The sequence below is a fragment of the Promicromonospora soli genome, assembly GCF_014653785.1.
GTDB lineage: Bacteria > Actinomycetota > Actinomycetes > Actinomycetales > Cellulomonadaceae > Promicromonospora > Promicromonospora soli.
On the sequence record NZ_BNAS01000003.1, the window covers coordinates 84,475 to 102,594 of the forward strand.

General features: G+C 66.1%; 28 protein-coding genes. All 28 read left to right on the top strand.

The annotated features are described in order from the left end of the window. The first annotated feature begins 418 nt into the window (after positions 1–418). On the top strand, positions 419–793 hold the full coding sequence (gene rpsL, locus IE250_RS10500) for a 30S ribosomal protein S12 (RefSeq protein ID WP_020016109.1): 375 nt from the start codon (positions 419–421) through the stop codon (positions 791–793). Continuing rightward, positions 793–1,263: a 30S ribosomal protein S7 gene (rpsG, locus tag IE250_RS10505; RefSeq protein WP_020016110.1), complete on the top strand. Its 471-nt coding sequence runs from the start codon at positions 793–795 to the stop codon at positions 1,261–1,263. Before rpsL ends, rpsG begins: the two co-directional genes overlap by 1 nt. 93 nt (positions 1,264–1,356) lie before the next feature. Then, positions 1,357–3,459 (top strand): elongation factor G, encoded by a 2,103-nt coding sequence (gene fusA, locus IE250_RS10510; protein WP_189669268.1) that lies wholly within the window; start codon positions 1,357–1,359, stop codon positions 3,457–3,459. A 122-nt stretch (positions 3,460–3,581) separates the two neighbouring features. Beyond that, complete coding sequence (gene tuf, locus IE250_RS10515) at positions 3,582–4,778, top strand: elongation factor Tu (RefSeq protein WP_189669269.1); 1,197 nt, start codon at positions 3,582–3,584, stop codon at positions 4,776–4,778. A gap of 528 nt (positions 4,779–5,306) precedes the next feature. After that, complete coding sequence (gene rpsJ / locus IE250_RS10520) at positions 5,307–5,615, top strand: 30S ribosomal protein S10 (protein ID WP_019146773.1); 309 nt, start codon at positions 5,307–5,309, stop codon at positions 5,613–5,615. 14 nt (positions 5,616–5,629) lie between these two features. After that, the gene (rplC, locus tag IE250_RS10525) at positions 5,630–6,283 is read left to right on the top strand and encodes a 50S ribosomal protein L3 (protein WP_189669270.1); all 654 of its coding nucleotides are present in this window, start codon (positions 5,630–5,632) and stop codon (positions 6,281–6,283) included. Between the two features lie 5 nt (positions 6,284–6,288). After that, the gene (rplD, locus tag IE250_RS10530) at positions 6,289–6,981 is read left to right on the top strand and encodes a 50S ribosomal protein L4 (RefSeq protein ID WP_189669271.1); all 693 of its coding nucleotides are present in this window, start codon (positions 6,289–6,291) and stop codon (positions 6,979–6,981) included. Continuing rightward, complete coding sequence (gene rplW, locus IE250_RS10535; RefSeq protein ID WP_129788480.1) at positions 6,978–7,280, top strand: 50S ribosomal protein L23; 303 nt, start codon at positions 6,978–6,980, stop codon at positions 7,278–7,280. The genes rplD and rplW overlap by 4 nt, the downstream gene beginning before the upstream one ends. A gap of 31 nt (positions 7,281–7,311) precedes the next feature. Next, a complete protein-coding gene (rplB, locus tag IE250_RS10540; RefSeq protein ID WP_129788481.1) occupies positions 7,312–8,148 on the top strand; it encodes a 50S ribosomal protein L2 in 837 nt (278 codons plus the stop codon). A 14-nt stretch (positions 8,149–8,162) separates the two neighbouring features. Beyond that, entirely contained in the window at positions 8,163–8,444 is a 282-nt protein-coding gene (rpsS, locus tag IE250_RS10545) for a 30S ribosomal protein S19 (RefSeq protein WP_108492300.1), read from the top strand. A 66-nt stretch (positions 8,445–8,510) separates the two neighbouring features. Next, positions 8,511–8,870: a 50S ribosomal protein L22 gene (gene rplV, locus IE250_RS10550; RefSeq protein ID WP_116673591.1), complete on the top strand. Its 360-nt coding sequence runs from the start codon at positions 8,511–8,513 to the stop codon at positions 8,868–8,870. Then, positions 8,870–9,706: a 30S ribosomal protein S3 gene (gene rpsC, locus IE250_RS10555; RefSeq protein WP_189669272.1), complete on the top strand. Its 837-nt coding sequence runs from the start codon at positions 8,870–8,872 to the stop codon at positions 9,704–9,706. Before rplV ends, rpsC begins: the two co-directional genes overlap by 1 nt. Positions 9,707–9,708: 2 nt before the next feature. Then, positions 9,709–10,125, top strand: coding sequence for a 50S ribosomal protein L16 (gene rplP, locus IE250_RS10560; protein ID WP_189669273.1), 417 nt, complete (start codon positions 9,709–9,711; stop codon positions 10,123–10,125). Then, complete coding sequence (rpmC, locus tag IE250_RS10565; RefSeq protein WP_116673593.1) at positions 10,125–10,364, top strand: 50S ribosomal protein L29; 240 nt, start codon at positions 10,125–10,127, stop codon at positions 10,362–10,364. The genes rplP and rpmC overlap by 1 nt, the downstream gene beginning before the upstream one ends. A 4-nt stretch (positions 10,365–10,368) precedes the next feature. Further along, positions 10,369–10,659: a 30S ribosomal protein S17 gene (rpsQ, locus tag IE250_RS10570; RefSeq protein ID WP_189669274.1), complete on the top strand. Its 291-nt coding sequence runs from the start codon at positions 10,369–10,371 to the stop codon at positions 10,657–10,659. A gap of 136 nt (positions 10,660–10,795) precedes the next feature. Further along, positions 10,796–11,164, top strand: a complete 369-nt coding sequence (gene rplN, locus IE250_RS10575) for a 50S ribosomal protein L14 (RefSeq protein WP_129788485.1) — start codon at positions 10,796–10,798, stop codon at positions 11,162–11,164. A gap of 2 nt (positions 11,165–11,166) precedes the next feature. Continuing rightward, on the top strand, positions 11,167–11,508 hold the full coding sequence (rplX, locus tag IE250_RS10580; RefSeq protein WP_189669275.1) for a 50S ribosomal protein L24: 342 nt from the start codon (positions 11,167–11,169) through the stop codon (positions 11,506–11,508). Continuing rightward, complete coding sequence (gene rplE, locus IE250_RS10585; RefSeq protein ID WP_189669276.1) at positions 11,508–12,080, top strand: 50S ribosomal protein L5; 573 nt, start codon at positions 11,508–11,510, stop codon at positions 12,078–12,080. The genes rplX and rplE overlap by 1 nt, the downstream gene beginning before the upstream one ends. 1 nt (position 12,081) lies before the next feature. Further along, positions 12,082–12,267, top strand: coding sequence for a type Z 30S ribosomal protein S14 (locus IE250_RS10590; RefSeq protein ID WP_021480434.1), 186 nt, complete (start codon positions 12,082–12,084; stop codon positions 12,265–12,267). Positions 12,268–12,340: 73 nt separating this feature from the next. Further along, positions 12,341–12,739 (top strand): 30S ribosomal protein S8, encoded by a 399-nt coding sequence (gene rpsH, locus IE250_RS10595; RefSeq protein WP_189669277.1) that lies wholly within the window; start codon positions 12,341–12,343, stop codon positions 12,737–12,739. Positions 12,740–12,760: 21 nt separating this feature from the next. Continuing rightward, complete coding sequence (rplF, locus tag IE250_RS10600; RefSeq protein ID WP_189669278.1) at positions 12,761–13,297, top strand: 50S ribosomal protein L6; 537 nt, start codon at positions 12,761–12,763, stop codon at positions 13,295–13,297. A gap of 2 nt (positions 13,298–13,299) precedes the next feature. Continuing rightward, a complete protein-coding gene (gene rplR / locus IE250_RS10605; RefSeq protein WP_189669279.1) occupies positions 13,300–13,671 on the top strand; it encodes a 50S ribosomal protein L18 in 372 nt (123 codons plus the stop codon). A 31-nt stretch (positions 13,672–13,702) separates the two neighbouring features. Next, positions 13,703–14,356, top strand: a complete 654-nt coding sequence (gene rpsE, locus IE250_RS10610; RefSeq protein ID WP_189669280.1) for a 30S ribosomal protein S5 — start codon at positions 13,703–13,705, stop codon at positions 14,354–14,356. Then, on the top strand, positions 14,356–14,538 hold the full coding sequence (gene rpmD, locus IE250_RS10615; RefSeq protein WP_020016131.1) for a 50S ribosomal protein L30: 183 nt from the start codon (positions 14,356–14,358) through the stop codon (positions 14,536–14,538). Before rpsE ends, rpmD begins: the two co-directional genes overlap by 1 nt. Positions 14,539–14,540: 2 nt before the next feature. Then, positions 14,541–14,993 carry a 50S ribosomal protein L15 gene (rplO, locus tag IE250_RS10620; protein WP_229872340.1) on the top strand — a complete coding sequence of 151 codons (453 nt, stop codon included), beginning with the start codon at positions 14,541–14,543 and terminating at the stop codon, positions 14,991–14,993. 214 nt (positions 14,994–15,207) lie between these two features. Then, positions 15,208–16,503: a preprotein translocase subunit SecY gene (secY, locus tag IE250_RS10625; protein WP_189669281.1), complete on the top strand. Its 1,296-nt coding sequence runs from the start codon at positions 15,208–15,210 to the stop codon at positions 16,501–16,503. Positions 16,504–16,583: 80 nt separating this feature from the next. After that, positions 16,584–17,141, top strand: coding sequence for an adenylate kinase (locus tag IE250_RS10630; RefSeq protein WP_189669699.1), 558 nt, complete (start codon positions 16,584–16,586; stop codon positions 17,139–17,141). Positions 17,142–17,144: 3 nt separating this feature from the next. Beyond that, entirely contained in the window at positions 17,145–18,038 is an 894-nt protein-coding gene (gene map / locus IE250_RS10635) for a type I methionyl aminopeptidase (protein ID WP_189669282.1), read from the top strand. Positions 18,039–18,120 lie beyond the last annotated feature (82 nt).

The window sequence follows — 18,120 nt, forward strand, 5'->3', positions numbered from 1 at the left end:
GTGGCGAGATAGAACTGGGGCTGAGGTGCTGATCAGCGCCTCAGCCCCAGTTCTATCTCGCCACGGTTCTACTTCGGCGGAACGCCCGGGTGCATCTCACACCCGATTCGTTTTGACCCCCCGTAAACACGCGGGTAACCTAGGAATCCGTGCCTGCGCCGTCGGGCCGCACCTCTTGAAGGCCGCCGCAAGGCAGGCTTCGGAAGCGGCCGATGTGAGTGCGTGGGCATCCCGGCGAGAACCTCCCGGGGCACGTCGTGCCCCGATGGTGGAGCCGGGCCATCGAGCCGGTGGTACGTGGCGTAGCAGTCCCCGTGGGGGCTGTGGGTGCCGCATGCGATCGGCACGCACAAGCCAGAACCATCGACGGGGACGCCGGCAGGGCGTCGCCGAAGCTCAAGAAGACGACGGAGACGTAGTGCCTACGATCCAGCAGCTCGTCCGCAAGGGGCGGACCTCGAAGGCCGGGAAGTCGAAGACTCCGGCCCTCAAGGGTTCCCCCCAGCGGCGCGGCGTGTGCACCCGTGTGTACACCACCACCCCTAAGAAGCCGAACTCGGCCCTCCGCAAGGTCGCCCGTGTGAAGCTTTCCTCGCAGGTCGAGGTCACCGCGTACATCCCCGGTGTCGGCCACAACCTGCAGGAGCACTCGATCGTGCTCGTGCGTGGCGGCCGTGTGAAGGACCTTCCCGGTGTTCGTTACAAGATCGTCCGTGGCGCGCTCGACACGCAGGGCGTGAAGGGTCGCAAGCAGGCCCGGTCCCGTTACGGCGCCAAGAAGGAGAAGAGCTGATGCCCCGCAAGGGTCCGGCCCCGAAGCGGCCGCTCATCGTTGACCCGGTGTACGGGTCCCCTGTTGTCACGCAGCTGATCAACAAGGTCCTGCTCGACGGCAAGAAGTCGACCGCCGAGGCGATCGTCTACGGCGCCCTCGAGGGCGTCCGTGCCAAGACTGATGGCGACCCGGTCGTGGTGCTCAAGCGCGCGCTCGACAACGTCCGCCCGGCTCTCGAGGTGCGTTCCCGCCGTGTCGGTGGCGCCACCTACCAGGTGCCGGTCGACGTGCGTCCGACGCGTGCCACCACGCTCGCGCTCCGCTGGCTCACCGACTTCTCCCGCGCTCGTCGCGAGAAGACGATGACCGAGCGTCTCATGAACGAGATCCTCGACGCGTCGAACGGTCTCGGTGCTGCGGTCAAGCGCCGCGAGGACATGCACAAGATGGCCGACTCCAACAAGGCCTTCGCGCACTACCGCTGGTAGTAGCTTCCGAGCGGCCCCGGGTCACCCCGGGGCCGTCGGTGGATGCATAACCGCCGGCCCCCAGCCCACCTTTAGACCAAGGGGTAAGACACCGTGGCACTCGACGTGCTGACCGACCTGAACAAGGTCCGCAACATCGGCATCATGGCCCACATCGATGCCGGAAAGACGACGACGACCGAGCGCATCCTGTTCTACACGGGTGTGAACTACAAGATCGGTGAGACGCACGACGGTGCGTCGACGATGGACTGGATGGAGCAGGAGCAGGAGCGCGGCATCACGATCACGTCCGCCGCGACGACCTGCTACTGGAAGAACAACCAGATCAACATCATCGACACACCGGGCCACGTGGACTTCACGGTCGAGGTGGAGCGTTCGCTCCGCGTGCTCGACGGCGCCGTTGCCGTGTTCGACGGCAAGGAGGGTGTCGAGCCCCAGTCCGAGACGGTGTGGCGCCAGGCGGACAAGTACGACGTCCCGCGCATCTGCTTCGTCAACAAGATGGACAAGCTCGGTGCCGACTTCTACTTCACCGTCGACACGATCATCAACCGCCTCAAGGCGAAGCCGCTCGTCATCCAGCTCCCGATCGGTGCTGAGAACGACTTCGAGGGCGTCGTCGACCTCATCGAGATGAAGGCGCTCACGTGGCGCGGCGACACCAAGATGGGCGAGGAGTACGAGGTCGAGGACATCCCGGCCGACATGGTCGAGAAGGCTGAGCAGTACCGCGCTCAGCTCGTCGAGGCCGTCGCCGAGGCTGACGACGAGCTGCTCGAGAAGTTCCTCGGCGGCGAAGAGCTCACGATCCCCGAGATCAAGAGCGGCATCCGCAAGCTCGTGGTCACGTCCGCGGCCTTCCCGGTCCTGTGCGGCTCGGCGTTCAAGAACAAGGGCGTGCAGCCCATGCTCGACGCCGTGATCGACTACCTGCCCTCGCCGCTCGACGTGCCGGCCGTCCAGGGCCACGACGTCAAGGACGCGGAGAAGGTCGTCGAGCGTCGCCCGGACGAGGACGAGCCGTTCTCGGCTCTCGCGTTCAAGGTCGCCACGCACCCGTTCTTCGGCAAGCTGACCTATGTCCGCGTCTACTCGGGCAAGGTCGCGCAGGGCGCGCAGGTGCAGAACTCGACCAAGGGCAAGAAGGAGCGCATCGGGAAGCTCTTCCAGATGCACTCCAACAAGGAGAACCCGGTCGAAGAGGCTCACGCGGGCCACATCTACGCGTTCATCGGGCTCAAGGACGTCACCACCGGTGACACCCTGTCCGACCCGGCGAACCAGGTCGTCCTCGAGTCGATGAGCTTCCCGGAGCCCGTCATCGACGTGGCCATCGAGCCGAAGACGAAGGCCGACCAGGAGAAGCTGTCGACCGCCATCCAGAAGCTCGCGCAGGAGGACCCGACCTTCCGCGTGCGGCTGGACGACGAGACCGGCCAGACCGTCATCGGCGGTATGGGCGAGCTTCACCTCGACATCCTCGTCGACCGCATGCGTCGCGAGTTCAAGGTCGAGGCCAACGTCGGTAAGCCGCAGGTCGCGTACCGCGAGACCATTCGCCGCGTTGCGGAGAAGGTCGACTACACGCACAAGAAGCAGACCGGTGGTTCCGGCCAGTTCGCCAAGGTCCAGGTGACCTTCGCGCCGCTGGAGACGACGGAGGGCGAGCTCTACGAGTTCGAGAACGCCGTCACCGGTGGCCGTATCCCGCGTGAGTACATCCCGTCCGTGGACGCTGGTATCCAGTCGGCCATGCAGCAGGGTGTGCTCGCCGGCTTCCCGGTCGTCGGCGTCAAGGCGTCGCTGATCGATGGTGCGTACCACGACGTCGACTCCTCGGAGATGGCGTTCAAGATTGCCGGTTCGATGGTCTTCAAGGAAGGCGTCAAGCGCGCCGACCCTGTCCTGCTCGAGCCGGTCATGGCCGTCGAGGTGCGTACGCCCGAGGAGTACATGGGCGACGTGATCGGCGACATCAACTCTCGACGTGGCATGATCCAGTCCATGGAGGACGCGACCGGTGTCAAGGTCGTTCGCGCCCAGGTGCCGCTGAGCGAGATGTTCGGCTACATCGGTGACCTCCGGTCGAAGACCCAGGGTCGCGCGGTGTACTCGATGCAGTTCGACAGCTACGCCGAGGTTCCCAAGGCAGTTGCCGAAGAGATCATCAAGAAGACCCGGGGCGAGTGAGTCCCCACAGGTCGACCCGCACAACCAACCTGTAGGAAAAACCGCACGCCCCGCAGTTGTAGGCTTCTTGGCCGAGCATCTGCAACGTTCGGAACATCTACCCAAGTCCCAGGAGGACCCCAGTGGCTAAGGCCAAGTTCGAGCGGACCAAGCCGCACGTCAACATCGGCACGATCGGTCACGTCGACCACGGTAAGACGACGCTGACCGCCGCGATCTCGAAGACGCTTGCGGACAAGTACCCGGAGCTTCCGGCGAACAAGCAGCGGAACTTCGACGAGATCGATGCCGCGCCGGAGGAGAAGCAGCGCGGTATCACGATCAACATCGCGCACATCGAGTACGAGACGCCGAAGCGCCACTACGCGCACGTCGACGCCCCGGGTCACGCCGACTACATCAAGAACATGATCACCGGTGCCGCCCAGATGGACGGCGCGATCCTGGTGGTTGCCGCGACCGACGGCCCGATGGCCCAGACGCGTGAGCACGTGCTGCTCGCCCGTCAGGTCGGCGTGCCCTACCTGATGGTGGCGCTCAACAAGTCCGACATGGTCGACGACGAGGAGATCCTCGAGCTCGTCGAGATGGAGGTCCGTGAGCTGCTCTCCTCGCAGGAGTTCGACGGTGACAACGCGCCGGTCGTTCGCGTCTCGGGCCTCAAGGCTCTCGAGGGCGACCCGGAGTGGGTCGAGAAGATCGTCGAGCTGATGGAGGCTGTCGACGAGAACATCCCGGAGCCGGTGCGCGACCTCGACAAGCCGTTCCTCATGCCGATCGAGGACGTCTTCACGATCACCGGTCGTGGCACCGTCGTCACCGGCAAGGTCGAGCGTGGCACGCTCGACATCAACTCCGACGTCGAGATCGTCGGTATCCGCGTGCCGCAGAAGACCACCGTCACGGGCATCGAGACGTTCCACAAGCAGATGGACCAGGCGCAGGCCGGCGACAACACCGGTCTCCTCCTGCGTGGCATCAAGCGCGAGGACGTCGAGCGTGGCCAGGTCATCGTGAAGCCGGGTTCGATCACCCCGCACACGAACTTCGAGGCTCAGGTCTACATCCTGGGCAAGGACGAGGGTGGCCGTCACAACCCGTTCTACTCGAACTACCGCCCGCAGTTCTACTTCCGCACCACGGACGTCACCGGCGTCATCACGCTGCCCGAGGGCACCGAGATGGTCATGCCCGGCGACAACACCGAGATGTCGGTCGAGCTCATCCAGCCGATCGCCATGGAGGAGGGTCTGGGCTTCGCCATCCGCGAGGGTGGCCGCACGGTCGGTTCAGGCCGTGTCACCAAGATCCTCAAGTGATCCTGGGGCACAGACTCAGCTGACGGAAGTCAGCTGAACGGTGAGGCCCGGGCGCTTCGGCGCCCGGGCCTCATCGCGTAGTAGTGGGCATCACACCATCCTCCGTTTGGTACATGCGGAGTCGTATGGCAAGATTGCATAGTTGCCTGTCACAGGCGCGCTCTTTCAAGTGTCGAACAGTGTGCAGAACCGCAGTCCTTGGTCCCGGCTCGTCCGGGGTCAGCAGAGGCTGGAGCGGTCACCCTCCCGGGGAGAATCCGGACGAGGGGTCGCGGGGTTTTTCGCCTGCTAGTTCGATGCGCACAGGGCGCCCCGCGGAGCACACGTCCTCTGGATTTCCGGAGGCACTGTTCCGAGCAGGCTCGGCAAACGTCGTGGTCGGTCCCGGCTGAACAGCTAGGACGGATCACTTCCCAACGGCCCCGGCACCAGAAGTGGTGTTATGCGCCCGGCTGTGCCGCTTTAAGCGACACGCCCGAGTGCGTGGGTCGGACAGTAGCGGTTCGAGAGAGAGAGTCAGACGACGCCATGGCGGGACAGAAGATCCGCATCCGGCTCAAGTCCTACGACCACGAGGTGATCGACAGTTCGGCGCGCAAGATCGTCGACACGGTCACTCGCGCTGGTGCGACGGTCGTGGGTCCGGTGCCGCTGCCGACGGAGAAGAACGTCTTCGTTGTGATCCGGTCGCCTCACAAGTACAAGGACAGCCGCGAGCACTTCGAGATGCGTACGCACAAGCGGCTCATCGACATCATCGATCCCACGCCCAAGGCCGTCGACTCGCTCATGCGACTCGACCTGCCGGCGGACGTGAACATCGAGATCAAGCTCTGAGGCTGGAGGACATCATGACCAACCAGCAGAAGAACGTGACCGCGTTGCTCGGGACCAAGCTCGGCATGACCCAGCTCTGGGACGAGGCAGGCCGCCTCGTGCCGGTGACCGTGGTCTCTGTGGGCACCAATGTGGTGACCCAGATCCGCACGGTAGAGGCCGACGGCTACGCGGCTGTGCAGCTCGCGGCCGGCCAGGTCGACCCGCGCAAGGTCACCAAGCCCCTCAGGGGCCACTTCGAGAAGGCCGGCGTCACGCCGCGTCGTCACGTGGCCGAGGTTCGCACCGAGAACGCCGCCGAGTTCACGCTCGGCCAGGAGATCACTGCCGACGCCTTCGAGGCCGGCTCAGTGGTCGACGTGATCGGCACCACCAAGGGCAAGGGCACCGCCGGTGTGATGAAGCGTCACGGCTTCTCCGGCGTCGGCGCCTCGCACGGTGCGCACCGTAACCACCGCAAGCCCGGCTCGATCGGTGGCGCTTCGACGCCGTCGCGCGTGTTCAAGGGTGTGCGGATGGCAGGTCGGATGGGTAACGACCGTCAGACCACCCAGAACCTGACCGTTCACGCGGTCGACGTCGAGAAGGGTCTGCTGCTCGTCAAGGGCGCGGTTCCCGGCCCCAAGGGTGGCGTCGTCCTCGTGCGTAACGCCGCGAAGGGAGCGTGAACCCGATGACCGCTCTGACTGTCGACGTCCTGGACGCCCAGGGCAAGAAGTCCGGCACCGCCGAGCTTCCCGCTGAGGTGTTCGACGTCGCCGTGAACATCCCGCTGATCCACCAGGTTGTCGTTGCGCAGCGCGCAGCGGCCCGCCAGGGCACCGCTTCCACGAAGACTCGTGGCGAGGTCCGCGGTGGTGGCCGCAAGCCGTACAAGCAGAAGGGCACAGGTCGCGCCCGCCAGGGTTCGACGCGCGCCCCGCAGTTCGCTGGTGGTGGCGTTGTCCACGGCCCGCAGCCGCGCAAGTACGACCAGCGCACCCCGAAGAAGATGAAGGCCGCCGCCCTGCGCGGTGCGCTCTCGGACCGCGCCCGTGCCGGTCGCGTGCACGTCGTTGCCGGCTTCGGCATCGAGGGTGTCCCGTCGACCAAGACGGCGCTGGCCACCATCACGAAGCTCACGACGCGTGCCCACGTGCTCGTCGTGACGCAGCGTGACGACGAGGCCACGGTCAAGTCACTTCGCAACGTGCCCGAGGTGCACCTCCTGGTCGCTGACCAGCTGAACACCTACGACGTGCTCGTCTCCGACGACGTCATCTTCACCGAGGGCGCGCTCGCCGCGTTCCTCGAGGGCCCGGCCAAGGGCGCGAAGGCTGTCGCCACGGAGTCCGACGCCGAGACCGCTGAGGAGACCGCCAAGTGACCGTCACCGTGAAGGACCCGCGCGACATCCTGCTCGCGCCGGTCGTCTCCGAGAAGAGCTACAACCTTCTCGACGAGGGCAAGTACACCTTCATCGTGGACCCGAGCGCCAACAAGACCGAGATCAAGATCGCTATCGAGAAGGTCTTCAGCGTCAAGGTCGCGTCGGTGAACACGATGAACCGCAAGGGCAAGACGCGTCGCACGCGTTTTGGCCTCGGCAAGCGCAAGGACACGAAGCGTGCGATCGTCACCCTCCGCGAGGGCACGATCGACATCTTCGGTGGTCCGGTCGGCTGAGCTGACGAGAGACGATTGAGGACAGGTTTCCATGGGAATCCGTAAGTACAAGCCGACGACGCCCGGCCGCCGCGGCTCCAGCGTTGCCGACTTCGTCGAGGTCACGCGGTCGCAGCCGGAGAAGTCTCTGATCCGCCCGCTGAGCAAGACCGGTGGTCGTAACAACACCGGTCGTATCACGACGCGTCACAAGGGCGGCGGCCACAAGCGCGCCTACCGCGTCATCGACTTCCGTCGTCACGACAAGGACGGCGTGCCTGCGAAGGTCGCTCACATCGAGTACGACCCCAACCGCACGGCTCGCATCGCGCTCCTGCACTACGCGGACGGCGAGAAGCGCTACATCATCGCGCCGAACAAGCTGTCGCAGGGCGACCGCATCGAGGCCGGTGCAGGTGCCGACATCAAGCCCGGCAACAACCTGCCGCTGCGCAACATCCCGACCGGTACGGTCATCCACGCCATCGAGCTTCGGCCCGGCGGCGGTGCGAAGATCGCCCGTTCGGCTGGTGCGTCCGTGCAGCTCGTTGCCAAGGACGGCCCGTATGCGCAGCTGCGCATGCCGTCCGGCGAGATCCGGAACGTCGACCTGCGCTGCCGCGCGACGGTCGGCGAGGTCGGCAACGCCGAGCAGTCGAACATTAGCTGGGGCAAGGCCGGCCGTATGCGGTGGAAGGGCAAGCGCCCGACCGTCCGTGGTGTCGCCATGAACCCGGTGGACCACCCCCACGGTGGTGGTGAAGGTAAGACGTCCGGCGGACGTCACCCGGTGAGCCCTTGGGGCCAGGCCGAGGGTCGTACCCGCCGTCCGAACAAGTCGAGCGACCGGATGATCGTCCGTCGCCGTCGTACCGGCAAGAAGCGCTGATAGGAGCCTGAAACATGCCTCGTAGCCTGAAGAAGGGCCCCTTCGTAGACGACCACCTCCAGAAGAAGGTGGACGTCCAGAACGAGAAGGGGACCAAGACAGTTATCAAGACCTGGTCCCGTCGGTCGGTAGTCACGCCCGACTTTCTCGGTCACACCTTTGCCGTGCACGACGGTCGCAAGCACGTCCCGGTCTTCGTGACCGAGGCGATGGTCGGCCACAAGCTCGGCGAGTTCGCTCCCACGCGGACCTTCCGCGGCCACGTGAAGGACGACAGGAAGGGTCGTCGCCGCTGACGTGTGGGGATCTCCCACCACAGCAGTGATGACCTGGACTGTCTGAGAAAAGGAAGCAGGACAGCAATGGAAGCCAAGGCGCAGGCGCGGTTCGTCCGTGTCACGCCCCAGAAGGCCCGGCGCGTCGTGGACCTCATCCGTGGCAAGCAGGCCTCTGAGGCCGTCGCGGTGCTGAAGTTCGCACCGCAGGCCGCCAGTGAGCCGATCCGCAAGGTTGTGGAGAGCGCGATCGCCAACGCTCGGGTGAAGGCCGACCGCGCGAGCGAGCGCTTCGACGAGGGCGACCTGGTCGTCTCCGCCGCGTTCGTGGACGAGGGGCCGACGCTCAAGCGTTTCCGCCCGCGGGCTCAGGGACGTGCAACGCGCATTCTCAAGCGCACCAGCCACATCACCGTGGTGCTAGCCGACAAGGAAGGGGCCCGATAGTGGGACAGAAGGTTCACCCGCACGGGTACCGCCTCGGTATCACCACCGACCACCGGTCGCGCTGGTTCGCCGACAGCACCAAGCCCGGTCAGCGGTACCGCGACTACGTCCGTGAGGACGTCCAGATCCGGAAGCTCATGGGCACTGGCCTCGAGCGTGCCGGTATCTCCAAGGTCGAGATCGAGCGCACCCGCGACCGCGTCCGCGTGGACATCCACACGGCGCGTCCGGGCATCGTGATCGGCCGTCGGGGTGCTGAGGCCGACCGCATCCGCGGTGAGCTCGAGAAGCTCACGGGCAAGCAGGTTCAGCTCAACATCCTCGAGGTCAAGAACGCGGAGATCGACGCGCAGCTCGTTGCTCAGGGCATTGCCGAGCAGCTCGCCAGCCGTGTCTCGTTCCGTCGTGCGATGCGCAAGGGCATGCAGTCCGCCCAGCGTGCCGGTGCGAAGGGCATCCGCGTTCAGGTCGCCGGCCGTCTCGGCGGCGCCGAGATGAGCCGTTCGGAGTTCTACCGCGAGGGCCGCGTGCCCCTGCACACGCTCCGTGCGTACATCGACTACGGCTTCTACGAGGCCCGCACCACCTTCGGCCGTATCGGCGTGAAGGTGTGGATCTACAAGGGCGAGACCACCGAGAAGGAGTTCGCCGCTCAGCAGGCTGCAGCCGCGCCCCGTCAGGGCCGTGGCCGTGGCGAGCGTCCTGAGCGTGGCGAGCGCGGCGGTGAGCGTCGCGGTGGCGGTCGTCGCAACGAGCGTCCGGCCGAGCGCAGCGCCGATTCCGCCCCCGCGGCGGATGCTGCTGCTCCGGCCGCAGAGACCGGAACGGAGGCCTGACCATGCTGATCCCGCGCAGGGTCAAGCACCGCAAGCAGCACCACCCGTCGCGCTCCGGCTCGGCCAAGGGTGGAACCCAGATCGCGTTCGGCGACTTCGGCATCCAGGCTCTGGAGCCGGCGTACGTCACCAACCGCCAGATCGAGGCGGCGCGTATCGCAATGACTCGCCACATCAAGCGTGGCGGCAAGGTGTGGATCAACATCTACCCGGACCGTCCGCTGACGAAGAAGCCTGCCGAGACCCGCATGGGTTCCGGTAAGGGTTCGCCGGAGTGGTGGGTCGCCAACGTCAAGCCCGGCCGGATCCTTTTCGAGCTGGCCGGTGTTGACGAGTCCCTTGCACGTGAGGCCATGCGCCGCGCGATGCACAAGCTCCCGATGAAGTGCCGTTTCGTGGTGCGCGAGGGTGGTGTCTGATGGCTATCGGTACTCAGGGGCTTGCCCCCATTGATCTGGACGGCATGGACGACGAGACTCTCGTCGCCAAGCTGAAGGAGGCTAAGGAGGAGCTCTTCAACCTCCGCTTCCAGTCGGCGACCGGCCAGCTGGAGAGCCACGGCCGTCTTAAGGCCGTGCGTCGCGACATCGCCCGGATCTACACGATCCTGCGTGAGCGCGAGCTCGGCATCCGTACGGCTCCGAGCGTGAGTGAGTGAGGCAATGAGCGACAACACGACTGCTGCTGAGGCCCCTGAGGCCCAGCGCGCGACGCGTAAGGTGCGCCGTGGCTACGTGGTGAGCGACAAGATGGACAAGACCATCGTGATCGAGGTCGAGGACCGGGTGAAGCACCCGCTCTACGCCAAGGTCATCCGTCGCACCACGAAGGTCAAGGCGCACGACGAGCAGAACAGCGCCGGCATCGGCGACCTGGTCGTCATCATGGAGACCCGCCCGCTGTCCGCTACCAAGCGGTTCCGGCTCGTGGAGATCGTCGAGAAGGCCAAGTAAGGACTTCTTTCCCGGCTGGGACGGTGCGTGACACACGTACGCGTGCCGTCCCGGCCAGCACAGCAACTATCCGTTCGACCAGGCTCGCCGGAAACAGTCCGCGCGAGAACCAGTTCGACGACAGGAGTTCACTCAAATGATCCAGCAGGAGTCGCGACTCCGGGTCGCCGACAACACGGGTGCCAAGGAGATTCTCTGCATCCGCGTTCTCGGTGGCTCCGGCCGTCGCTACGCCGGAATCGGCGACACCATCGTCGCCACCGTCAAGGACGCGATCCCCGGCGGCAACGTGAAGAAGGGCGACGTCATCAAGGCTGTCGTCGTCCGGACCGCCAAGGAGCGCCGCCGTCCCGACGGTTCCTACATCAAGTTCGACGAGAACGCCGCCGTCATCCTGAAGGCCGACGGCGAGCCTCGTGGAACCCGCATCTTCGGCCCCGTGGGTCGCGAGCTGCGCGACAAGAAGTTCATGAAGATCATCTCGCTGGCTCCGGAGGTGCTCTGACCATGGCGAAGATCAAGAAGGGCGACCAGGTCATCGTGATCTCGGGTCGTGACAAGGGCAAGACCGGCCGTGTGCTCGAGGTCCTCAAGGACTCCGACCGCCTCGTGGTCGAGGGTGTTCAGCGCGTCACGAAGCACACCAAGGTGGGTCAGTCGCAGCGCGGCGCCCGCACCGGTGGCATCGAGACGGTTGAGGCGCCGATCCACGTGAGCAACGTGATGATCGTCGACCCGGAGTCCAAGAAGGGCACCCGTGTCGGGTACCGCCTCGAGAAGGTGGAGCGCGACGGTCGTGAGAAGACCGTCCGGATCCGCGTTGCGAAGCGCTCCGGGAAGGACATCTGATGACCGAGACGACCATCGAGGCCCCGGCTGTGCCGCGCCTCAAGCAGAAGTACCGCGAGGAGATCCTCCCGGCGCTGATCGAGGAGTTCGGCCACAAGAACCTGCACCAGGCCGGCGGTCTCACGAAGATCGTCGTCAACATGGGTGTGGGCGACGCGGCCAAGGACTCGAAGCTCATCGAGGGCGCCATCCGCGACCTCTCGGCGATCACCGGTCAGAAGCCGCAGGTCACCAAGGCTCGTAAGTCCATCGCGCAGTTCAAGCTGCGTGAGGGCATGCCGATCGGTGCGCACGTGACGCTTCGCGGTGACCGCATGTGGGAGTTCCTGGACCGTCTGCTGGCCACCGCCCTGCCGCGTATTCGCGACTTCCGCGGCCTGTCGCCCAAGCAGTTCGACGGCCACGGCAACTACACCTTCGGTCTCACGGAGCAGTCGATGTTCCACGAGATCGACCAGGACAAGATCGACCGGGTCCGCGGTATGGACATCACGGTCGTGACGACGGCGACGACCGACGACGAGGGCCGCTCTCTGCTGCGCCGTCTCGGCTTCCCCTTCAAGGAGAACTGACATGGCGAAGAAGGCCCTGATCAACAAGGCGGCCGCCAAGCCGAAGTTCGCGGTTCGCGCCTACACCCGGTGCCAGAAGTGCGGTCGCCCGCACTCCGTTTACCGCAAGTTCGGCCTGTGCCGCATCTGCGTTCGGGAGATGGCCCACCGCGGCGAGCTCCCGGGCGTCACCAAGAGCAGCTGGTAACACAACTACGCCGTAGGTCTGTTCGGCCCCTCGAGGCAGTTCGGATACCCCGGCGAGGAAGGGCAAGAGCCCGATGACTATGACCGACCCGATCGCAGACATGCTGACCCGTCTGCGTAACGCGAACTCGGCGCACCACGACACGGTCACCATGCCGTCGTCGAAGCTGAAGACGCACATTGCTGAGATCCTGCAGGCGGAGGGCTACATCTCCGGCTGGACCGTGGAGGACGCCCAGGTGGGCAAGTCCCTCACGCTCGAGCTGAAGTACGGCCAGAACCGCGAGCGCGCCCTGGCGGGCGTGCGCCGCGTGTCGAAGCCCGGCCTGCGTGTCTACCGCAAGTCCACCGAACTGCCCAAGGTCCTCGGCGGCCTGGGCGTGGCGATCCTGTCCACGTCCTCCGGCCTTCTGACCGACCGACAGGCACAGGCCAAGGGCGTCGGCGGCGAAGTCCTCGCCTACGTCTGGTAATCCGGAAAGGAGAAAACGCCAATGTCTCGAATCGGCAAGCTTCCCGTTCCGGTCCCAGCCGGCGTGGACATCACTGTCAGCGGCGCGCTCGTGACCGTGAAGGGCCCCAAGGGTTCTCTCGAGCACAACGTGCCCGCCCCCATCAATGTCGTCCAGGAGGACACCCAGCTCGTGGTGTCCCGTCCGGACGACGAGCGGAACTCCCGTGCGCTGCACGGCCTCACCCGCACCCTGATCGCCAACATGATCATCGGTGTCACCGAGGGCTACGAGAAGAAGCTCGAGATCGTCGGTACTGGTTACCGTGTCGTGGCGAAGGGCTCGAGCCTCGAGTTCGCGCTCGGCTTCAGCCACCCCGTTGTCATCGAACCCCCCGCGGGCGTCACGTTCGCAGTCGAGAGCGCTACCAAGTTCTCGGTCTCGGGCATCGACAAGCAGCAGGTCGGCGAGGTCGCAGCGAACATTCGCAAGATCCGCAAGCCCGAGCCCTACAAGGGCAAGGGCGTGCGCTACGCCGGCGAGAACGTCCGCCGCAAGGTCGGAAAGGCTGGTAAGTGACGATGGCTATCAAGATCCTGGGCAAGGGCAAGTCAGTCGCTCGCCAGCGCCGTCACCTGCGCCTGCGCAAGAAGATCACCGGCACCACCGTTCGTCCGCGTCTGGTCGTCACCCGTTCCTCGCGTCACATGGTGGCGCAGGTCGTGGACGACAGCGTGGGCAGGACCGTCGCCTCGGCGTCGACCCTCGAGGCCGACCTGCGTGCGTTCGACGGCGACAAGACGGCCAAGGCCCGCAAGGTCGGCGAGCTCGTCGCCGAGCGTGCCAAGGCTGCCGGCATCGACACCGTCGTGTTCGACCGCGGCGGCAACAAGTACCACGGTCGCGTCGCCGCTGTGGCTGACGGCGCTCGCGAGGGCGGTCTGGCCCTGTGATGACCAACGCACGGAAGAAGAGGACTCTCTGATGGCTGCAGGGCAGCGCAGCGGCGCCCCCCAGGGTGCCGCCACCGAGAACAAGGACCGTAACGACCGCCGTGGTGGCGGGCGTCGGGACGACCGTCGCGGGGGGCGCGAGGAAAAGAGCGCCTTCGTCGAGAAGGTCGTCTCCATCAACCGCGTCGCCAAGGTCGTCAAGGGCGGCCGTCGCTTCAGCTTCACCGCGCTCGTCGTGGTGGGCGATGGTGATGGCACCGTCGGCGTCGGCTACGGCAAGGCCAAGGAAGTGCCCGCGGCAATCGCCAAGGGCGTCGAGGAGGCGAAGAAGAACTTCTTCCGCGTCCCTCGCATCCAGGGCACCATCCCGCACCCCATCCAGGGTGAGGCCGCAGCCGGTGTCGTGTTCCTGCGTCCGGCGTCGCCGGGTACCGGTGTTATCGCCGGTGGTCCGGTGCGCGCCGTGCTGGAGTGCGCCGGCATCCACGACGTGCTGAGCAAGTCGCTCGGTTCGTCGAACGCGATCAACATCGTGCACGCCACGGTCGCGGCCCTGAAGGGCCTCGAGGAGCCGGCTGCTGTTGCCGCTCGTCGTGGGCTCCCGCTCGAGGACGTGGCTCCGGCCGCGCTGCTTCGGGCGCAGGCCGCGGGTCGTGCCGAGTCGGCTGCGAAGGCGGGTGCCTGATGGCTCGGCTCAAGGTGACTCAGACCAAGTCCGCCATCGGCGGCAAGCAGAACCAGCGTGACACGCTGCGAACCCTCGGCCTCAAGCGGATCGGCGACACCGCCGTGAAAGAGGACCGTGCGGAGATTCGTGGCATGGTCAAGACGGTGGCGCACCTCGTCGCCGTTGAGGAGGTCGAGTGATCATGGCGGACAACAAGCCGCTGAAGGTCCACCACCTCCGTCCGGCCCCCGGCGCCAAGACCGCGAAGACCCGTGTGGGTCGCGGTGAAGGCTCGAAGGGTAAGACGGCAGGCCGTGGTACCAAGGGTTCGAAGGCTCGTTACCAGGTCCCCGCGGGCTTCGAGGGTGGGCAGATGCCTCTGCACATGCGCCTCCCGAAGCTGCGTGGGTTCAAGAACCCGTTCCGCGTCGAGTTCCAGGTCGTGAACCTGGACAAGCTTTCCGCGCTGTTCCCCGAGGGTGGCTCCGTCACCGTCGAGGACCTCGTCGCGAAGGGTGCGGTCCGCAAGGGCCAGCCCGTGAAGGTGCTCGGCAACGGCGAGATCACCGTCAAGCTCGAGATCGCGGTCGACCGCGTCTCGACGTCCGCCAAGGAGAAGATCCTGGCGGCCGGCGGTACGGTCTCGGAGGCCTGAGACAGCTGGCAGGGCCGGCGGCGCGTGATGCGCGGCCGGCCCTGTGTGCTCTCTTGAGTATTTTCTGGAGCGCGCGTGGTCCTGGAGACCCCGTGAGCAACGTAGAATCCGACACGGTCTGGCCGCACCGTTGTGGTCCGGCCGACGTTCGACACACGTCGCCGGCGTCCCGCCGACGACACGAGATCCCGCAACGGCGGGCCAGGAGGATAGGGTGCTCAGCGCTTTCGGCCGGGCTTTCCGGACGCCAGACCTGCGGCGCAAGCTGCTGTTCACGATCGCGATCATGGCGATCTTCCGGCTCGGGTCGTTCATCCCGACTCCCGGCGTGGACTACACGAACGTGCAGCAATGCATCGCGCAGACGAACAACGACAGCCTGCTAGGGCTGATCAACGTCTTCAGCGGTGGCGCGCTGCTGCAACTTTCGATCTTTGCCCTCGGGATCATGCCGTACATCACGGCGAGCATCATCGTGCAGCTGCTTCGCGTGGTCATCCCACGCTTCGAGGCGCTGCAGAAGGAAGGCCAGTCGGGTCAGAGCAAGCTGACCCAGTACACGCGCTACCTCACGATCGCCCTCGCGATCCTGCAGTCCACGACCGTCATCACGACTGCGCGCCAGGGCCTGCTCTTCCAGAACTGTGGTCTCGACGTCATCGTGGACGACAGCATCCTGACCTCGATCTACATGGTCATCACCATGACCGCCGGTACTGGCCTGGTCATGTGGCTCGGCGAGCTGATCACCGAGCGCGGCGTCGGCAACGGCATGTCGCTCCTGATCTTCACGTCGATCGCGGCGAGCTTCCCGACGTCGCTCTGGTCGATCGCGGGTGGCGCCAACGGCGTCGTGAACTTCACGGTCATGATCCTGGTCATCGTGCTGGTGATCGGTCTCGTGGTGTTCGTCGAGCAGTCGCAGCGCCGCATCCCGGTGCAGTACGCGAAGCGCATGGTCGGCCGCCGCATGTACGGCGGCACCAGCACCTACATCCCGATCAAGATCAACATGTCCGGCGTGATCCCCGTGATCTTCGCGGCGTCGATCCTTGCCATCCCGGGCCTGCTCGCGCAGTTCGGCGACCAGAGCTCCGAGTGGGTCATCTGGATCTCGAACAACCTGGTCCAGCAGTCGTCGCCGCTGTACATCGCGGTCTACACGCTGATGATCATCTTCTTCTGCTTCTTCTACACCTCGATCACGTTCAACCCGGACGAGGTCGCGGACAACATGAAGAAGTACGGCGGCTTCATCCCCGGCATCCGGGCCGGCCGCCCGACGGCGGAGTACCTCGACTTCGTGATCACCCGGATCACCTCCGCCGGTTCCGTGTACCTCGCGCTGATCGCGCTGATCCCGACGCTGGTGCTCGTCTTCCTGGGCGTCAGCACGTCCCTGCCCTTCGGCGGCGCCTCGATCCTCATCGTGGTCGGCGTCGGGCTGGACACGGTCAAGCAGATCGACTCACAGCTGCAACAGCGCCACTACGAAGGATTTCTCCGTTGAGCCAGACCCCCACCACCACCTCCCGCCGCGAGCTGCACGCTCGTCCGGACCAGGAGGGCCAGGTCACGCGTCTGGTCATCATGGGCCCGCAGGGTGCGGGCAAGGGAACGCAGGCGGCCCGCCTCGCGGAAGTCTTCGGGATCGTCCCGATCTCGACGGGCGACATCTTCCGCGCGAACATCGCGGGGGAGACCGAGCTGGGCAAGCTTGCGCAGGAGTACACGAACAAGGGTGACCTCGTCCCGGACGAGGTCACCAACGCCATGGTCCGTGACCGTCTCGCGGAGCCCGACGTCAAGGAGGGCTTCATCCTCGACGGGTACCCGCGCAACTCGGCCCAGGTGGCCGAGCTCGACAGGATCCTCGCCGACCTCGGCTGGGAGCTGGACGGCGTCATCGAGCTGACCGCGGACCGCGCCGAGCTCCTGACCCGCATCGCGAAGCGCGCCAAGGAGCAGGGGCGGGACGACGACACCGAGGAAGCCATCGCCCGCCGCCTGGACATCTACGCGGAGCAGACCGCCCCGCTGACGGCCGCGTACGGGGAGCGCAACCTGCTGGTGCAGGTCGACGGGCTCGGCGAGATCGCCGAGGTCACCGACCGCATAGTCGCTTCGCTCGCGACCCAGCTGGGCTGAGTAGTGGTCTTCGGCCGGGAGCGGATCGAGTACAAGACGCCGGACCAGGTACGCCTCATGCGGCGCGCCGGACTGGTGGTCGCGGACACCCTCGCCGCGGTCCGGGCGGCTGCCCTGCCCGGCCTGACCACCGCCGACCTGGACGCGGTCGCCGCGAAGACCATCAAGGACGCCGGCGCGACGCCGTCGTTCCTCGGTTACCAGGGCTTCCCGGCGGTCATCTGCACGTCGGTCAACGACGAGGTCATCCACGGCATCCCGGGCAGCCGGGTCCTCGCCACGGGTGACCTCGTCTCGATCGACTGCGGCGCGATCATCGAGGGCTGGCACGGCGACTCGGCGATCTCGTTCGTCCTGGGCACCGACGGAGCCCTGGACCACAAGCTGCCCGACGACGAGCTGGTCGCCGCTGGCGCGGACCTCGCCGACATCGGGCTCGTCCGGGCGACGGAGGCCGCCATGTGGGCCGGTATCGCGGCCCTGGCCTCAGCCAAGCGGCTGAACGCCGTGGGCGAGGCCGTGGAGGCCGCCGTCGAGATGGCCGGCAAGTTCAGCGGTGCCGAGTACGGCATCGTCGAGGACTACGTCGGGCACGGCATCGGCAGCGCCATGCACCAGCCGCCGGACGTGCACAACTACCGGACCTCAGGTTCGGGCCCAAAGCTGCGGTCCGGCATGTGCCTCGCCATCGAGCCCATGATCACCCGCGGCGAGTCCGAGACCAGGGTCCTCGAGGACGACTGGACCGTGGTCACGGTCGACGGATCCCGTGCGGCGCACTGGGAGCACTCCACGGCGGTCATGGAGGACGGCATCGTCGTGCTCACGGCGGTCGACAGCGGAGCGGAGCGCCTCGGCGTCTTCGGCGTGGAGCCGGTCGCGCTCGACCGGGCCTGAGGCCGCGGCCGAGCCGGAACCGGGTGAATCTCGGTCTGGCAACTCTTTCACCCGGGGGTCTATTTAACTCCGGGTCAGTTGG

Excerpts from the sequence above, each read along its gene's own strand:
- IE250_RS10590 (WP_021480434.1), top strand. The coding sequence starts at position 12,082 with ATGGCGAAGAAGGCCCTGATCAACAAGGCGGCCGCCAAGCCGAAGTTC.
- rplP (WP_189669273.1), top strand. The coding sequence starts at position 9,709 with ATGCTGATCCCGCGCAGGGTCAAGCACCGCAAGCAGCACCACCCGTCG.
- rpsH (WP_189669277.1), top strand. The coding sequence starts at position 12,341 with ATGACTATGACCGACCCGATCGCAGACATGCTGACCCGTCTGCGTAAC.
- rpmD (WP_020016131.1), top strand. The coding sequence starts at position 14,356 with ATGGCTCGGCTCAAGGTGACTCAGACCAAGTCCGCCATCGGCGGCAAG.
- rplF (WP_189669278.1), top strand. The coding sequence starts at position 12,761 with ATGTCTCGAATCGGCAAGCTTCCCGTTCCGGTCCCAGCCGGCGTGGAC.
- rplB (WP_129788481.1), top strand. The coding sequence starts at position 7,312 with ATGGGAATCCGTAAGTACAAGCCGACGACGCCCGGCCGCCGCGGCTCC.
- rplN (WP_129788485.1), top strand. The coding sequence starts at position 10,796 with ATGATCCAGCAGGAGTCGCGACTCCGGGTCGCCGACAACACGGGTGCC.
- rpsQ (WP_189669274.1), top strand. The coding sequence starts at position 10,369 with ATGAGCGACAACACGACTGCTGCTGAGGCCCCTGAGGCCCAGCGCGCG.
- rplR (WP_189669279.1), top strand. The coding sequence starts at position 13,300 with ATGGCTATCAAGATCCTGGGCAAGGGCAAGTCAGTCGCTCGCCAGCGC.
- rplO (WP_229872340.1), top strand. The coding sequence starts at position 14,541 with ATGGCGGACAACAAGCCGCTGAAGGTCCACCACCTCCGTCCGGCCCCC.
- rplC (WP_189669270.1), top strand. The coding sequence starts at position 5,630 with ATGACCAACCAGCAGAAGAACGTGACCGCGTTGCTCGGGACCAAGCTC.
- rplE (WP_189669276.1), top strand. The coding sequence starts at position 11,508 with ATGACCGAGACGACCATCGAGGCCCCGGCTGTGCCGCGCCTCAAGCAG.
- IE250_RS10630 (WP_189669699.1), top strand. The coding sequence starts at position 16,584 with ATGGGCCCGCAGGGTGCGGGCAAGGGAACGCAGGCGGCCCGCCTCGCG.
- rplV (WP_116673591.1), top strand. The coding sequence starts at position 8,511 with ATGGAAGCCAAGGCGCAGGCGCGGTTCGTCCGTGTCACGCCCCAGAAG.
- rpsS (WP_108492300.1), top strand. The coding sequence starts at position 8,163 with ATGCCTCGTAGCCTGAAGAAGGGCCCCTTCGTAGACGACCACCTCCAG.
- rpmC (WP_116673593.1), top strand. The coding sequence starts at position 10,125 with ATGGCTATCGGTACTCAGGGGCTTGCCCCCATTGATCTGGACGGCATG.
- rplX (WP_189669275.1), top strand. The coding sequence starts at position 11,167 with ATGGCGAAGATCAAGAAGGGCGACCAGGTCATCGTGATCTCGGGTCGT.
- rpsG (WP_020016110.1), top strand. The coding sequence starts at position 793 with ATGCCCCGCAAGGGTCCGGCCCCGAAGCGGCCGCTCATCGTTGACCCG.
- rplD (WP_189669271.1), top strand. The coding sequence starts at position 6,289 with ATGACCGCTCTGACTGTCGACGTCCTGGACGCCCAGGGCAAGAAGTCC.
- rpsJ (WP_019146773.1), top strand. The coding sequence starts at position 5,307 with ATGGCGGGACAGAAGATCCGCATCCGGCTCAAGTCCTACGACCACGAG.
- rpsE (WP_189669280.1), top strand. The coding sequence starts at position 13,703 with ATGGCTGCAGGGCAGCGCAGCGGCGCCCCCCAGGGTGCCGCCACCGAG.